Origin of the sequence: Pseudomonas sp. CFBP 8770 (assembly GCF_014841705.1) — a bacterium.
GTDB lineage: Bacteria > Pseudomonadota > Gammaproteobacteria > Pseudomonadales > Pseudomonadaceae > Aquipseudomonas.
In genome coordinates, this window is sequence record NZ_JACYUL010000001.1 from 33,418 (window position 1) to 48,740 (window position 15,323).

13 protein-coding genes are annotated in these 15,323 nt (G+C 63.4%); 5 read left to right on the plus strand and 8 right to left on the minus strand.

Annotation, left to right across the window (positions count from 1 at the left end; translation table 11 throughout):
• Positions 1–114: 114 nt before the first annotated feature.
• Positions 115–1,638, minus strand: a complete 1,524-nt coding sequence (locus tag IFT98_RS00075) for a fumarate hydratase (protein ID WP_192049922.1) — start codon at positions 1,636–1,638, stop codon at positions 115–117.
• A gap of 330 nt (positions 1,639–1,968) precedes the next feature.
• Between IFT98_RS00075 and IFT98_RS00080 the strand changes: the two genes are divergently transcribed.
• A complete protein-coding gene (locus IFT98_RS00080; protein ID WP_192049920.1) occupies positions 1,969–3,075 on the plus strand; it encodes a diguanylate cyclase domain-containing protein in 1,107 nt (368 codons plus the stop codon).
• Positions 3,068–3,997 carry an iron-sulfur-binding ferredoxin reductase gene (locus IFT98_RS00085; RefSeq protein WP_192049918.1) on the plus strand — a complete coding sequence of 310 codons (930 nt, stop codon included), beginning with the start codon at positions 3,068–3,070 and terminating at the stop codon, positions 3,995–3,997. The genes IFT98_RS00080 and IFT98_RS00085 overlap by 8 nt, the downstream gene beginning before the upstream one ends.
• A 199-nt stretch (positions 3,998–4,196) precedes the next feature.
• Here the strand turns inward: IFT98_RS00085 and pyk are convergent, their stop codons facing one another.
• The gene (gene pyk / locus IFT98_RS00090) at positions 4,197–5,651 is read right to left on the minus strand and encodes a pyruvate kinase (RefSeq protein ID WP_192049916.1); all 1,455 of its coding nucleotides are present in this window, start codon (positions 5,649–5,651) and stop codon (positions 4,197–4,199) included.
• Positions 5,652–5,841: 190 nt separating this feature from the next.
• Here pyk and IFT98_RS00095 point away from each other — a divergent pair, with 190 nt between their 5' ends.
• Both IFT98_RS00095 and IFT98_RS00100 read left to right on the plus strand, forming a co-directional pair.
• Positions 5,842–6,216, plus strand: a complete 375-nt coding sequence (locus tag IFT98_RS00095) for a tetratricopeptide repeat protein (protein WP_056843377.1) — start codon at positions 5,842–5,844, stop codon at positions 6,214–6,216.
• A gap of 122 nt (positions 6,217–6,338) precedes the next feature.
• Entirely contained in the window at positions 6,339–6,701 is a 363-nt protein-coding gene (locus IFT98_RS00100) for a PilZ domain-containing protein (RefSeq protein ID WP_122797469.1), read from the plus strand.
• 15 nt (positions 6,702–6,716) lie between these two features.
• On the opposite strand, the gene IFT98_RS00105 is transcribed toward IFT98_RS00100, so the two are convergent.
• The 3 genes from IFT98_RS00105 to IFT98_RS00115 are packed head-to-tail and all read right to left on the minus strand — an operon-like array spanning position 6,717 to position 9,846.
• A complete protein-coding gene (locus tag IFT98_RS00105) occupies positions 6,717–8,606 on the minus strand; it encodes a DUF4350 domain-containing protein (RefSeq protein ID WP_192049914.1) in 1,890 nt (629 codons plus the stop codon).
• Positions 8,603–9,310: a 4'-phosphopantetheinyl transferase family protein gene (locus IFT98_RS00110; RefSeq protein WP_192049912.1), complete on the minus strand. Its 708-nt coding sequence runs from the start codon at positions 9,308–9,310 to the stop codon at positions 8,603–8,605. Before IFT98_RS00110 ends, IFT98_RS00105 begins: the two co-directional genes overlap by 4 nt.
• 41 nt (positions 9,311–9,351) lie before the next feature.
• A complete protein-coding gene (locus tag IFT98_RS00115) occupies positions 9,352–9,846 on the minus strand; it encodes a SprT family zinc-dependent metalloprotease (RefSeq protein WP_192049910.1) in 495 nt (164 codons plus the stop codon).
• Between the two features lie 164 nt (positions 9,847–10,010).
• Here IFT98_RS00115 and ttcA point away from each other — a divergent pair, with 164 nt between their 5' ends.
• Positions 10,011–10,835: a tRNA 2-thiocytidine(32) synthetase TtcA gene (gene ttcA / locus IFT98_RS00120; protein WP_122713312.1), complete on the plus strand. Its 825-nt coding sequence runs from the start codon at positions 10,011–10,013 to the stop codon at positions 10,833–10,835.
• Between the two features lie 128 nt (positions 10,836–10,963).
• Here ttcA and IFT98_RS00125 read toward each other — a convergent pair whose 3' ends face one another.
• From IFT98_RS00125 to IFT98_RS00135, 3 genes are all read right to left on the minus strand, one after another.
• A complete protein-coding gene (locus IFT98_RS00125; RefSeq protein ID WP_192049908.1) occupies positions 10,964–13,102 on the minus strand; it encodes a mechanosensitive ion channel family protein in 2,139 nt (712 codons plus the stop codon).
• Positions 13,103–13,219: 117 nt separating this feature from the next.
• Positions 13,220–14,509, minus strand: a complete 1,290-nt coding sequence (locus IFT98_RS00130) for a M18 family aminopeptidase (protein WP_192049906.1) — start codon at positions 14,507–14,509, stop codon at positions 13,220–13,222.
• A gap of 123 nt (positions 14,510–14,632) precedes the next feature.
• Positions 14,633–15,268: an RluA family pseudouridine synthase gene (locus tag IFT98_RS00135; RefSeq protein WP_122797233.1), complete on the minus strand. Its 636-nt coding sequence runs from the start codon at positions 15,266–15,268 to the stop codon at positions 14,633–14,635.
• Positions 15,269–15,323 lie beyond the last annotated feature (55 nt).

The following is a 15,323-nucleotide window of genomic DNA, read 5'->3' on the forward strand; positions in this document are numbered from 1 at the left end:
CACAGAACTGATAGGTAGGCAAAACCAGACAACGCCGCTATGGCCGCGGGGTGCGGCTCGGAAAAGCAAAAAGCCCGGCACAGGGCCGGGCTTTTCAAAGTAACGCAACGAACGTTACTGCACTTCCACCGCCAGGCTTTCGGCGATCCTGGCTTGCCAGATGGCCGGCCCGGTGATGTGCACCGACTCACCCTTGCTATCGACGGCCACGGTGACCGGCATGTCCTTCACGTCGAACTCGTAGATGGCTTCCATGCCCAGTTCTTCGAAGGCCACGACGCGCGACTTCTTGATGGCCTGAGCCACCAGGTAGGCGGCGCCACCGACGGCCATCAGGTACACGGCTTTGTGGTCCTTGATCGCCTCGATAGCGGTCGGACCGCGCTCGGACTTACCGATCATGCCCAGTAGGCCAGTCTGGTCGAGGATCTGGCGGGTGAACTTGTCCATGCGCGTGGCGGTGGTCGGGCCCGCTGGGCCTACCACTTCTTCGCGCACGGGGTCGACCGGGCCGACGTAGTAGATGAAACGGCCCTTGAGGTCCACCGGCAGGGTTTCACCCCTGTTCAGCATCTCGACCATGCGCTTGTGCGCAGCATCGCGGCCAGTGAGCATCTTGCCGTTGAGCAGGATGGTTTCGCCGGGCTGCCAGCTTTGCACCTCTTCGGGCGTCAGGGTGTCGAGGTTCACGCGGCGAGCCGACGGGCCGGCTTCCCAGACGATTTCCGGGTAGGCGTCCAGGTCCGGCGCTTCCAGTTCTGCCGGGCCGGAACCGTCGAGCACGAAGTGGGCGTGGCGAGTGGCAGCGCAGTTGGGGATCATGCACACCGGCAGCGAGGCGGCGTGGGTCGGGTAGTCCATGATCTTGACGTCGAGCACAGTGGTCAGGCCGCCCAGGCCCTGGGCGCCGATGCCCAGTTGGTTGACCTTGTCGAACAGCTCCAGACGGATCTCTTCGATACGGTTTTGTGGGCCGCGTGCCTTGAGCTCATGGATGTCGATCGACTCCATCAGCACTTCCTTGGCCATCACTGCAGCCTTTTCGGCCGTGCCGCCAATACCGATGCCGAGCATGCCGGGTGGGCACCAACCGGCACCCATGGTCGGCACGGTCTTGAGCACCCAGTCGACGATCGAGTCGGACGGGTTGAGCATGGCCATCTTCGACTTGTTCTCGGAGCCGCCACCCTTGGCCGCCACGTCCACTTCCACGGTGTTGCCGGGAACGATGGAGTAGTGGATCACGGCCGGGGTGTTGTCCTTGGTGTTTCGGCGAGCGCCTGCCGGGTCGGCCAGGATGGAGGCGCGCAGCACGTTTTCCGGCAGGTTGTAGGCGCGCCGCACGCCCTCGTTGATCATGTCGTCCAGGCCCATGGTGGCGCCGTCCCAACGTACATCCATGCCTACGCGCACGAATACGGTGACGATGCCGGTGTCCTGGCAGATCGGCCGGTGGCCGGTGGCGCACATGCGCGAGTTGATCAGGATCTGGGCGATGGAGTCGCGCGCCGCCGGGGATTCTTCACGCAGGTAGGCCTGGTGCATGGCCTGGATGAAATCCACGGGGTGGTAATAGGAAATGAATTGCAGGGCGTCGGCGACGCTCTGAATCAGGTCGTCTTGTTTGATCACGGTCATGGGGCGCGCTCCTCTTGTTGGGGAACATTCGTTGAAAAAGCGGGTCAGGTCTTGCCTGGCGCATGGCTTTCGAGGTGCGTCAACTTGTAGCAGGTCGGCGCGAAAAAGGCGCGGCAGTATAACGCGGCTGGATCGAGCTGACACTCTGGATTGGCGGGTTGGCGTGGTGTCGAGGCGGATACGCCGTTGGTCCGGTAGCCAGTAGACTTCGTCGAGCAATCCAAAATTGAATAGTTATTTTACCCCTTGGCCATTACTATGGCATCACGCCTTTGCACTATTACGGTGCAATCAGGGGAGGGATTCCCATTCAGCACAGCGAGCCTGCGAGTGACCGAGTCCACCCTGCAACATCTACTGATCAAGCGTTTCTCACTGGCTGCCGGCACTTACGCCTTGGTAGTGGCGCTGGTGTGGGTGGCGGTGCTGACGCAGTATTGCCGTGTGTCACTGGTGACCGCAGTCGGCACCACCTGCCTCGTCGCGATCAGCCAGGGCGCGCTGTATTGGGTTTTCCGCAGCGGTGCCAATCAGCGCTTCAGCGATCCCAGTCTTACCGAGTTTCAGGTGCTGCTTGCGGTGGCCTGGCACACCTGGTTGATCGGCAACCTGGAAGTGGCACGCGGCACCTTCATGGTGATGTATGTGCTGATCCTGCTGTTCGGCGTTTTCCACCTGCCACGTCGCGCCTTCGTGCGCTGTGCGCTGGTGGTGTTCGTCGCTTTCGTCGGGGTCAACCTGTGGGAAGCCTACCGCATGGCCTTGCCGGACCCGGGCCTGGCTACCCTGCAGATATGCGCCATGCTGGTAGTGCTGCTGTGGTTGTGCATGTATGCAAGCTATGTACAGACCTCCCGCCAACGCATGCGCCAACGCCGTTATGCCTTGCAGGCCCACCAGGACACCCTGCGGGGCATGATGCGCCAGCTCGAAGACCTGGTCGCCACCGATGAGCTGACGGGCTTGTTCAACCGTCGACATTTCCTGCGCCTGGCCTCGCGCGAACTGGCCACACTCAAGCCCGGTGTCGAGCATGGCCTGGCGCTGATAGACCTCGATCACTTCAAGCGCATCAACGATATCCACGGCCACGCGGCCGGTGACCAGGTGCTGCAAGCGTTTGCGGCCTTGACCCAGGACTGCCTGCGCGACGGCGACGTCCTGGCGCGGTACGGCGGTGAAGAATTCGTGCTGCTCATGCCCGAAGTCGACGCAGACCAATTGGTGCGCTGCTGCGAGCTTCTGCGTAGCGCTTTTGCCGACGCCGATCCGCAAGGGCTGGGCGCAGCCAATCTGAGCCTGTCGGTGGGCATGACGATGCTGGTGCCGGGCGACGACCTGGATGACGCGCTGCAGCGAGCCGACCAGGCGCTGTATCGCGCCAAGGGCGAGGGCCGCAATCGCTGCGCGGCGGCGTGGGACATGGCCGATGCCTGAGCTGGACGTCGGAGGCAGGCGCTGGACGGTGGCGGCAGGCAGCAATCTGCTCGACGCGCTCAACCAGGCCGGCCTGCAGGTGCCCTTCAGTTGTCGCGCCGGCAGTTGCCACGCTTGCCTGGTGCGCTGCGTTGGCGGCGAACCACAGGACCGCAAGCCCGACGCCTTGAATGCCACCAAGCGTGAGCAGGGCTGGCGCCTGGCCTGTCAGTGTCACGTTGTCGAGGATCTGCAGGTGGCGGTGTTCGATCCACAGGGCGACGGTGTGACGGCGCATGTGATCGGCTGTGACTGGCCCTCGGCACATGTGCTGCGCCTGCGGCTGCGTGCGGAACGGCCGCTGCGCTATCACGCCGGCCAGCATATGGTGCTATGGACCGCCGCACCCGACGGTGGGCAAATCGCCCGGCCCTATTCCATTGCGAGCATCGCCCAGGCCGATGATTTCTTGGAGTTTCACCTGGACTGTCGACGTCCCGGTGCCTTCATCGACCAGGCTCGTCGTTTCAAGGTTGGCGATGCCCTGCAACTGGGCGAGGTGCGCGGTGGAGCCCTGCACTACGACCCTGAATGGCAGACTCGGCCATTGTGGTTGTTTGCCGCCGGTACGGGACTGGCACCCTTGTGGGGGGTACTGCGCGAGGCGTTGCGGCAAGATCATCACGGCCCGATCCGGTTGTTGCACATGGCCAACGAGCATTACCTGGATGAACCTCTACGCGCACTTGCCCAGCTTCATCCCAACCTTGCGGTAGAGCAGTTTCCGGCAGGCGAGCCACCGCCGTTGCGCCTGCTGTCGCGCCAGACCATCGCCCTGGTGTGCGGCTCGCCGATCAGCGTGGAAGAGTTTTCCCGACGGCTGTTCCTGGCGGGTTTGCCCAGAAGTCAGCTTTACAGCGATGTCTTCGTCGGCCGCGGCTGAGTCGTAACACGCATTCGCGGGCAGAGCCCGCTCCCACAGGGGCAACGGGATCACCACTGTGGGAGCGGGCTCTGCCCGCGAAAGGGTTTGGATGATGCATCTGACCCAGTGCACCCTTCGCGGCTAGACCGCTCCTACAGAAATGCAAAAGGCCCCGAGGTGTTCACCCCGGGGCCTTTGGTCTTTCAACGATCAATCATCAATCGACCAGCGGGTCACCCACGTGCAGGATTTTCATCCCGTTGGTGCCACCCGTTTGCGCGTAGCTATCACCCTTGGTCAGGATGACCCAATCGCCCTGCTGCACGATGCCCATCTCGAGCAGCTTGTCGATGGCGGCCTTGCTCACTTCGCTCGGCGGCAGCACCGCCGGATCGAAGTCCACCGGGTAGACCCCGCGGAACATCGCGGCACGGGCCTGGGTAGCCCGCTGTGGCGAGAAGGCGAAGATCGGCACCGAAGAACGCAGGCGCGACATGATCAGCGAGGTGTAGCCGGTTTCCGTGAGCGCGATGATTGCCTTCACGCCCGGGAAATGGTTCGCGGTGTACATCGCAGCCAGCGCGATGCTTTCGTCGCACCGCTGGAACTGCGTATACAGACGATGGCTGGACTTCTTGCTGGTCGGATGCTTTTCCGCGCCGACGATGATCCGCGCCATGGCCTGCACGGCTTCGATCGGGTAGGAGCCGGCAGCACTTTCGGCAGACAGCATCACGGCGTCGGTGTAGTCGAGCACGGCGTTGGCCACGTCGGACACTTCGGCGCGGGTCGGCATCGGGTTCTGGATCATCGACTCCATCATCTGGGTCGCCACGATAACCGCCTTGTTGTTGCGGCGAGCGTGCTGGATGATCTTTTTCTGAATGCCGATCAACTCGGCGTCGCCGATCTCCACACCCAGGTCACCGCGGGCCACCATGACAGCGTCGCTGGCGCGGATCAGACCGTCGAGGGTCTCGTCGTCGGCGACTGCTTCGGCGCGTTCGATCTTGGCCACCAGCCAGGCGGTGCCGCCCGACTCGTCGCGCAACTGGCGGGCGTATTCCATGTCCGACGCATCACGCGGGAAAGACACGGCCAGATAGTCCAGGTCCATCTCGGCGGCGAGCTTGATGTCCGCCTTGTCTTTCTCGGTCAGGGCCGGCGCGGTCAGGCCACCACCGCGGCGGTTGATGCCCTTGTGGTCGGACAGCGGACCGCCGATCAGAACCGAGCAGTGCAACGAGTCGGCAGTGGCGGTTTCCACGCGCATGACCACGCGGCCATCGTCGAGCAACAGTTCGTCGCCCACGCCGCAATCCTTGACCAGGTCAGGGTAGTCGATACCCACGACCTCCTGGTTGCCGTCGGTGAGCGGGTGGCTGGTAGAGAAGGTGAAGCGGTCGCCGACCTTCAGTTCGATGCGTTTGTTGGCGAACTTGGCGATGCGGATCTTCGGACCTTGCAGGTCGCCGAGCAGGGCGACGTGACGCCCCAGGCGCGCAGCGATCTCGCGGATCAGACGGGCGCGAGCCTTGTGCTCATCCGGTGTACCGTGGGAAAAGTTCAGGCGAGCGACATCCAGACCGGCCTTGATCAGTTGTTCGATCACTTCCGGCGAGTTGGAGGCGGGGCCCAGGGTGGCAACGATTTTGGTACGGCGAACGGTCATGCACTGACTCCTTTATTGAAGCGCTGCCAAAGGCTACTCCTCAATTGCGCTGTAGTCATCGTTCCTCTGCACAACATGAAGAGGAATTGGCCGGGAGGATTCGCGTACACCGGCATCCAACCCTTGGGTATTGAAGATTCCCGGCAACGGGTCGATAAACCCTGATACCCCCCTGCGGCAGGAGAATCCCATGCGCGCGCTTGTATTGATTGCCCTGGCCATCGCCGTGTCAGGCTGTACCCGCTGGTCGATGGACCAGCACTTGAACAGTGCCTACCGCGCCTACGACGACGGCAACTGCGAGAAGGTCGTGCTGGAACTGTCCCAGGTCGACCGCAAGAGCCGGTCGCGACCCTACGTGCAACCGGAAGTCTCGATGCTGCGCGGCCAGTGCCTGGAGCGCCAGAAGCTGTACGTCGACGCCGCCCAGACCTACCAGTACATCATCAACCGCTATCCTTCCAGCGAGTATGCCTACCGCGCCCAGGCGCGTCTGCAGACACTCGATCAACTGGGCCACGTGCGTCCGGGTGTGCCCGCGCAGCCACGGCCGGCGGCATTCTGAGGTAAATTTCCTGTACCCTGAAACGGCCTTGCAGAAGGCTTGGGCTACGCTGGACGAGTGGACCTACGAAACGACAGAGGATGAACACGACACATATGCCGGATATCTACAGCAGGCCCATCATGTACACCGAGCGTCGGATCGAGCGGCATCAACTGCCGTACTACCTCAAGGTCTACAACCGTCACACCGGTCGTGCCATGGGCTACATGGGCAACGTTTCGGATGTAGGGCTGATGCTGATCAGCGAGCTGCCGCTGCTGGTCGGGCCGGTGTTCGAACTGCAGGTGAAAATCCCGTCGGTCGAAGGCGAGCCCAAGCTCATAGACCTTTCCGCTCATTGCCTGTGGTGCCATGAAGACGCCACGCCGGGGCACTACGATTCGGGCTTCGAACTGCAGGGCCAGGCGCCCACCGAGTTTCTCAAGTTGGTCGACGCCCTGCGCCACTATTTCACGTTCCATCCCCATGGCACGTCGGCCTGAGGGCGCTTTCGGGGTTCAGGTGCGCGGCTGACTCAGGCTTCGATAACGCATCAGCAACTCCGCCGCGATCTCGCCAGGCCATGCGTCCACGACATTGACGCCGCCTGCGGCCAGCCGATCGTGCAGACGCTGGCGCAACAGCAGGTGTTGCATCGCGCCACAGTAGAGCAAAGCGTCGCTGTGGGTGCGGACCGGCTGTTGACGCAGCCGTTCGAGCGCCTCATCGCGCAGGCTGGCCAGTAACACCGGGCAGTGCGATGTGACCCTGCTCAGTGCATGGGGCAGCGTCGACTCGATGCCGGCATGAAAGCCGGTCACCATCACCGCCAGCGCGCAGTCGTACCCCTCGCCGTGCAAGGCATCCATGATCGCGGCAGGATCGCCGGTTACCGAGCGGGGCTCGAGCTGCGCGAGCGCTTCACCCATGCGCTGCAACTGCTCGGCGCCGGATTGCGGCATCAGGTGCACGAGTGGTTCGCTGGAAGATACGTACAGGCCGACGGCGAATCCGTCAGCCAGTACCGCCTCGCCCAGTTGCAGGCAGGCCTGCACGGCATGCTTCAGGTCGCTGGAATGCGCCCCTCGGTGACCGGACCAGGCGCCACACTCGAGGAAGATCATCACCGCTCGACCGGCCGGCCCCCCTGACGGCTCGACCGCCCCCACTGCAGCACCGATCGAATGGCCGATACGTGCTGCGGCCGAAATCGGGCCCAGGCTGTCGCGCAGGCTTTGCAGTTGCGCCACGGTGCCGGTGAACACTCGAGCGGGCATTCGCCGACTGCGCACGGGCATCAGCGCGGCACCGATGCTGCGGGTCGATTGCTGCGAGAGTTGAGCCAGCACCTGCCATTGTTCGGCCACCGCGAGCGTCTCGAAGCCCGGATGATGCAGGCAGGCGCGCTGCAACAGGTCTCGCTGCAGGGCGCCCAGAACTTCCCCCGGCCCCAACTCGCGCAGGGACCGACGTCCCTGCTCACGAACGACCCGTAGCTGACCCTGGTTCAGCAGGGTCGGCGTACGATGTGGACGCTGTCGCGTCCTGATCCACCACAGGCCTGGCACGGCTGCCAGCAGCAGCGCGGCAAACACCCACGGCGCGTATTGCCGATGCGGCTCAGGCACCGGCTCGAACAGCCAGGTCACCTCGCTGCCCTGATTCAGGTACCACAGCAACCAGGCGTTGTCGTAGCGTTGGATCTGCTCGTCGGTCCACAACCGCGCGTCGCTGACCAGCGTGATGAGGCCCTCGCCGTAGGTCATCTGCATCAAATGCGTGGCGCCGTTGCTGTTGGCCCAGGACTGAACCTTGCCGGTCGGGTCATCGAGATGGCGTTGCGTGTCGAAACCCATGTAGGCCGGCGCCGATTCGTCTTCCAGATAGAGCTTGGTCAGCGAGGGGTAGTCGTCGCCCGCGGCCGGCGGCAATTGCGGCAACTGCGAGCTCGACTGCACGCGAATCTGCAGACGATCGAGCAGCGCATCCCCACTGCTGGCGTTGGCCTCGTTCCACAAGGCGTCGGCGACCGCCAGCAAGCGTCCGCCACGCTGCACCCAGCCCAGCAGTCGGTCGACTTGCCGGGGCGACATCGGCGTTTTCCGGTCCAGCAGCATCAAGCTGTGGCCGCGTGAAGGCAGCGTGTCCAGTTCGTCCCAAGCGGTTGTCGTATGGCTGGCCAACCCTTGTCCCTGCAGGAAGTCCTGGGCGCGTTGATAGGGCGTAGTCACCGACGGCTGCGAGGCGAGGATTCGCGCGATGGAGTGCCGGGAGTCCTGGCTGTTCAGCGTCTGATCCAGCAGGCGCGGGCTGTCGAGATCGACGGCGGCGGTCAGACTGACCCACAGCCCCAGCGCGATGAGCAAGGCCGCAGGACGCCGAGCACGCTGCCGTCGAGGTGGCCTCAACGGACCGCCACCAGGCTCAACAGATGTCCATCGAGCCAGGCGAACTGCCCGTCGATTTCAAATCCGCTGACGAACTGCGGCGACAGGTCGATCAGCAGGCGCAAGCGTGCCTGTCCCTGGGCAGACCAATGCAGCACTTCGGCATGTTCGAAATAGAAGCGCTTGCCTACCAGCGGATACAGCGCCTTGAACAAGCTTTCCTTGAGCGAGAACGTCAGGGTCACCACTGTGTCCACCTGGTTCGGGTCCATCCGGGCCTGTTCGGCCGGGGTCAGTATTTCCGCGCGCAGCCGTTCGGCGCGCGCCAGCGGCAGCAGGCTCTCGATATCCAGGCCGAGGCCCTGGCAGTGATCGCGGCTGGCGACCACAGCCATGGCGCGACCGCTGCCATGGGTAATCGACCCTACGGTCTGTGCTGGCCAGATTGGCGCGCGGTCGGCACCGATCACCGGTACCTGCGCTTCGCCGGTGAGGGCCAGCAGTGCGCCGCGTGCACAGACACGTCCAGCCAGATACTCGGCCTGGCGCTTGGCCACCGAGCGCTGGATCGACGCAGGCGGCACGATGCCGCACCGCGCGAAATCCTCAACCGTGAACGCACTGTGGTCGAAACGGTTGCTGAACAACTGTGCGCCGGGCACGCATTCAGGCAGTGGCCAGTGCTGGCGCAGATCGCTCAGGCAAGCGGGGAGGGCTGTATTCATGTGCGCATTCTGCCCAGCCTCGTCGTGCAAGGGAATGACGATCATTGCACGCGCGTTTCACCGCTGAACACCAGGGTATGGCGGCACCGCCGGCACAGGTAGCGGCGGCCTTTGCTGACCATGCCGTGGCGCTGGGCCGAAAAGGCGAAGTCGCTGTCGGGGCAGGGGCATTTGTAGAGGTAACGGATGACCTGGCGACGTTTCACTTCATAGCTGTGGCAACGGTGCGGTGTCAGCTCGTAGACACCGCGCATGATCAGTTGCCATTCCTCGCCATGGGGCGCGATACGGTCGCCGAACAACTGATGGGCGACCAGGTGTGCGACCTCGTGGGGCACTGTCTGGTGGAGGAAGTCCTCGCTGTTCTCGCGGTAGAGCTGTGGGTTGAAGCGCAGCAGGTTTTCATGCAGGTGCGCGACCCCGGCTTTCTGCCCGCGCAGCTTGGTGCTGACCAACGGACGCCGAAAAGGCCGTTTGAAAAACAGTTCCGCCTGGCGGAAACAGGCTTCGACGCGTTGATTGAGTTGCTCGGGCATTCTTTGACACACTCCAGGTGCACCGATTATGCCGCAACGTTCAGGCATTGCCGAGCCACCCGTCGGTGCCACGCGCAGGGATCGCCTGCAGCGGCGGTACACCCAACGCACCAAAGCGCGTAAAATGCCCGGCTTTTGTCACACACCTCGCGGATCCTGTTGCCATGGGCACTCTTTCGGTCAACCAGAACAAACTGCAGAAACGCCTTCGCCGGCTGGCGGGTGAAGCCGTCGCCGACTACAACATGATCGAGGACGGCGACAAGGTCATGGTCTGTCTTTCGGGAGGCAAGGACAGCTACACGATGCTCGACGTGCTCCTGCACCTGCAGAAGGTGGCGCCCATCGCGTTCAGCATCGTGGCGGTGAACATGGACCAGAAGCAGCCCGGTTTCCCTGAGCACGTATTGCCTGCCTACCTGGAACAACTGGGCGTGGAGTACCACATCGTCGAGAAGGACACCTATTCGGTGGTCAAGGAGCTGATCCCGGAAGGCAAGACCACCTGCTCGCTGTGCTCGCGCCTGCGTCGCGGTACCCTGTACAACTTCGCCGACCAGATCGGCGCGACCAAGATGGCTTTGGGGCACCACCGCGACGATATCGTCGAGACGTTCTTCCTCAATATGTTCTTCAACGGCTCGCTCAAGGCCATGCCGCCCAAGCTGCTTGCCGACGATGGGCGCAACGTGGTGATTCGGCCGCTGGCTTACTGCCACGAGAAGGACATCCAGGCCTACTCCAACTTCAAGCAGTTCCCGATCATTCCCTGCAATCTGTGCGGCTCTCAGGAAAACCTTCAGCGCCAGGTGGTCAAGGACATGCTGGTTGACTGGGAACGCAAGACGCCCGGCCGGACCGACAGCATCTTCCGCAGCCTGCAGAACGTGATGCCATCGCAGCTGGCCGATCGCAACTTGTTCGACTTCCACAACCTGCGCATCGACGACAGCGCCCCGGTGCGGATCGCCAATGTGGTGAATCTGTAGCACCGCGGCGCCCCTTTCGCGGCCGATGACCGCTCCCACGGGAGATCTGGATCGCTGTAGGAGCGGCCATTGGCCGCGAAAGCCTAGACCCCCTGTAGGAGCGGTCAGTGGCCGCGAAGGGCGCCCCGCTATTTCTCGCCAGCCGCGCCTGCCGTGATCACCTGCACACTCAATCTCGGCGTCGCCAGGTCCAGCCCGGCCTCGTCCATCTGCCGCTTGAGTGCCAGGTTGAAGGCGCGCGACACCTCCCACTGCTTGATCGGCCCGGTCTTGAATCGCGCCCGCAGGATCGCCGTGCCCGACTCGAAGCTCTCCACGCCCTGAAACTCAAGCGGCGACCAGATATCGCGCCGATGCAACGGATCGCTGCGCATCTTCTGGCCCACTTCGCGCATCATCTTGATGGCGTCGTCGATGCCCATGCTGTACGGCACTGCCACGCGAAAGATGGCATAGCCGAATTCCCGCGAGTAGTTCTTGATGCTCTTGATTTCGCTGAACGGAATGGTGTGCACGATGCCGTCGATGTCGCGCAGGCGCACGGTCCGGATGGTCAGGCCTTCCACAGTGCCCAGGTGCCCACCTACATCCACGTAGTCATCAATGGCCAGGGAATCCTCGATGATGATGAACAGCCCGGTGATCAAATCCGCCACCAGCGACTGCGCACCGAAACCGATCGCCAGGCCGATCACGCCCGCACCGGCCAGCAGCGGCGTCACGTTCATGCCCATGTTGGCCAGGGCAATGATCGCGGCAATGATGAAAATGGTCACGAACAGCACATTGCGGATCAACGGCATCATGGTCTGCGCACGCGCGTTGGCCATGCCCTTGCGCGAGCGCGTGAGGGCATGGTGGATACCGGTGTCTGCCAGAATCCACACCAGCCAGGCGAAGATCAGGGTGCCCACCAGGCTGGCCAGGCGCACCGAGATCTCGTGGCCATCGCCTTCGGTGAAGCCGATCAGCGACATGCCCCACACGCGCAGGCCCAGATCGATGAAAACCACCCAGATCAGCAGGTGCATCAAGGTGTAGGCAAAGTGACTCAAGCGCTCTGAATACAAGGCATGGCGGCGTGGGCCCTTGGGCGGGCGCAGGGCATGACGACGGATCAAGCCATTGATGACCATGCACAGGATCAACAGCACCGCGCACATCAACGACTGGCGCAGGGCCGTGCTGGTGTCGCCGGCCGAGAAGAACGTGGCGAACAGCGAGATGCCCACCAACACCAGCGCCGGCAGGTACCAGAAGCTGCCGAGGATCTCGATGGTATCGCTCAAGGCTCGCCGGGTCAGGCGTCGCGACAGCGGCTGGTTGCGGATCAGGTGGGCGATGGGCCGGCGAAAACGCAGGATGAACAGCCCGGTCGACAGTGCTGCCAGCACATTGGCCAGGGTTGCCGCGCTGTGTGCCAGGTGCTGGCCGAGCGCGGCGACCATTCGTGGGTCACTCAACGCCTCGCCGAAGGCGGCAAAACTGCCGATCAGCCACAGCGGCCGAAACGCACGGTGACGCAGAATGTTCAGCGCGCGGTGTCGATGCGGCCCGTCGAGCAGGGAAAACGCGATCACGCAAATCGCGGAAAACAGCGTGCCGACCACCAGCGCGTAGGCCATCACCATCGCCAGGCTCTTGCCCAACGACGAGGGCAGGGCGTAGCCCACATACACGGTGATGACCAGCGCCACCAGCCACGGACCGAGCTTGCGCAAGGCGAAGCGCAGCAGGTCGAGGGTCCGCGGATGCTGCGGCAATTCTTCCGACAGACCAAAGCGAACACGCACGCGATGGCCGATCCAGATCAGGCTGTAGGCAAGCAGGCTCCACACCAGAATGATCAGCAGAAACGCACCAATGATCGGCGGCCATTCGGCCATCGGCAGGGCCAGCGCCTGCAATTCCTCATGGGCCAGGGCGACTTCCGCGCCCCAACGCTGGAACGGGCTGTTATCGCCGGAAAACTGCTGGTCGACGTGTGCCAGGGCACTGCCGATCATGCCCAGCACGCCCTGCTCGGCGGCGGGTTGGGCTTGCCGGGTACTGTCCCGCAGCTTTTTCAGGTCGCTCAACAATTTGGTGCGTTGCTGGTCGTTTTCCAGGGTCTGGATCACCTGATCCAGGGACTGACCCAGGGGTTGGGCTGGCTGCTCGGCGGGTTTCTCCGAACTGCCCCCCAGCAACCCGGGCAAAGCAACGGCTTGGGCGGTGATCGGCAGTAGCAAGAGGACTGCAAGCGCCAGGCGCAGGAAAAGGGCCATCAGTGGAATCACCTGTAGATCGGTGTTTGGGTGGTCCGCCCTGAGCCCGCCGAGGGCCGGCCACGAAGAGTGGAAACGTGAGCGTCACCTGCGTGCCGGCCGCTCACGTGCCTGCTGCTAGGGTAGCTCGTTGCTGGCGTAGAACGCCCCGAGCACCTTGACCAGATGCGCCAGGTCATGGCTGCCGGCAAGCTCGCGAATCGAATGCATGGCAAACGTCGGCAGGCCGATGTCGACGGTCCTGACCCCCAGGTGGCTGGCGGTGATCGGACCGATGGTCGAGCCGCAACCCATGTCGCTGCGTACCACGAAGCTCTGCACCGGCACTTCCACCGCCATGCACAGGTGGCGGAAGAACCCCGCCGTCTCGCTGTTGGTGGCGTAGCGCTGGTTGCTGTTGACCTTGATCACCGGCCCGGCATTGAGCTTGGGCCCGTGGTTGGCGTCGTGCCTGTCGGCATAGTTTGGGTGTACGCCATGGGCATTGTCGGCCGACACCAGCAGCGAACGCTGGATGCTGCGGACATACTCGTCGCCCTCGGGCAGCAGGCGCTGCAGGACCTGTTCGAGCATAGGCCCGTCGGCGCCACAGGCTGAGCTGGAACCGATCTCTTCGTGGTCGGTGCACACCAGCACGCAGCTCTCATCGCCCTGGGCATCGAGCAGGGCCTGCAGGCCTGCATAACAGGACAGCAGGTTGTCGAGCCGCGCGCCGGCGATGAAATCACCGTGCAGGCCGATCACCGCGGCGCTTTGCGTGTCGTAGAAACTGAGCTCGTAATCGAGCACCACATCGGCGTTCAGCCCGTGTTCGCGTGCCAATTGCTCGGTCAGCAGCGCGCGGAAATCGACCCGCTCGTCACCGGCCACCTGAGCCAGCACGGGCGGCAGTTCGTTCTGTGCATTGATTGCCCAGCCCTGATTGGCCTCGCGGTTGAGGTGAATGGCCAGGTTTGGCACCACGGCAATCGGCAGGCGGAAGTCGATCAGCTGGCTCTCGACCCTGCCGTCACGGCGAAAGGTGACCCGACCGGCCAGCGACAGATCGCGGTCGAACCAGGGCGCCAGCAGCGCACCGCCATAGACTTCGACGCCCAACTGGAAGAAGCCCTGGCGCTGCAACTCGGGTTGCGGCTTCACGCGCAGGCAGGGGCTGTCGGTATGAGCGCCCACCAGGCGCAGCCCATTGAGCAGCGGAGAATGCTTGCCCAGCTTGACGGCGATGATCGAAGAATCATTGCGCGTCACGTAGTAGCACCCACCGGGCACCGTGTTCCAGCTTTCGCGCTCGTCCAGCCGCTGGTAACCGGCTGCCTCGAGGCGGCGAGCCAACGTCGCGGTGGCGTGGAATGGGGTAGGGGAGGCCTTGAGAAAATCGATCAGGCCTTGGTTCAAAGCTTCACGCATAGAAAACTCCAGACAGCAATGCCAGCGAGTTTACCCGATTGCCCACCCGTATGGCTGCTGCTCCCACACAGGACCTGGCATACCGGTAGGAGCAGTCATCGGCCGCGAAAGCCTTGCCGCCGTTCAGAAGGGTGCGGCGCACTCGAATTTCATCCGCTCACCCGTCACCGGATGGGTAAACGCCAGCATGCTGGCATGCAGGCAAAGCCGCTCGTGTGCCTGCAACGCCTCGGGGTGGGCATACAGCCGGTCCCCCAGCAACGGATGACCGATCGACAACAGGTGCACGCGCAATTGGTGCGAACGCCCGGTGATCGGCGTCAGCTCCACGCGACACCAGTCCCCGCAGCGCTCCAGCACCTTCCAGAACGTCAGCGCATGCTTGCCGTGCTCGTGATCCACCACATGCCGTGGCTTGGTGGGCGGATCGTAGCGCAGCGGCAGATCGACACTGCCGCTGTCCAGCGCAGGCTGACCCCAGGCCAGGGCGGTATAGGCCTTTTCCGTCTCGCGGTCGTGGAACTGACGGGACAGCTCGCGATGGCTGTCGGCATCGCGCGCCAGAAGGATGATGCCGCTGGTTTCCCAGTCCAAGCGATGCACGATGCGCGCCTCGGGAAAGCCGTTTTCCTGCAGGCGGGTGATCAGGCAGTCCTTGTTGTCGTCGGCGCGCCCGGGCACCGACAACAACAGGGTCGGCTTGTCGATGACCAGCACGGCGGCGTCCTGGTGGATGATGCGAATGTTCGACAACGGCATGAAAGGTCTATCTCTCAGAAACGCCAACGGCGGCGCGTCGACCCTTTTCAGCAAA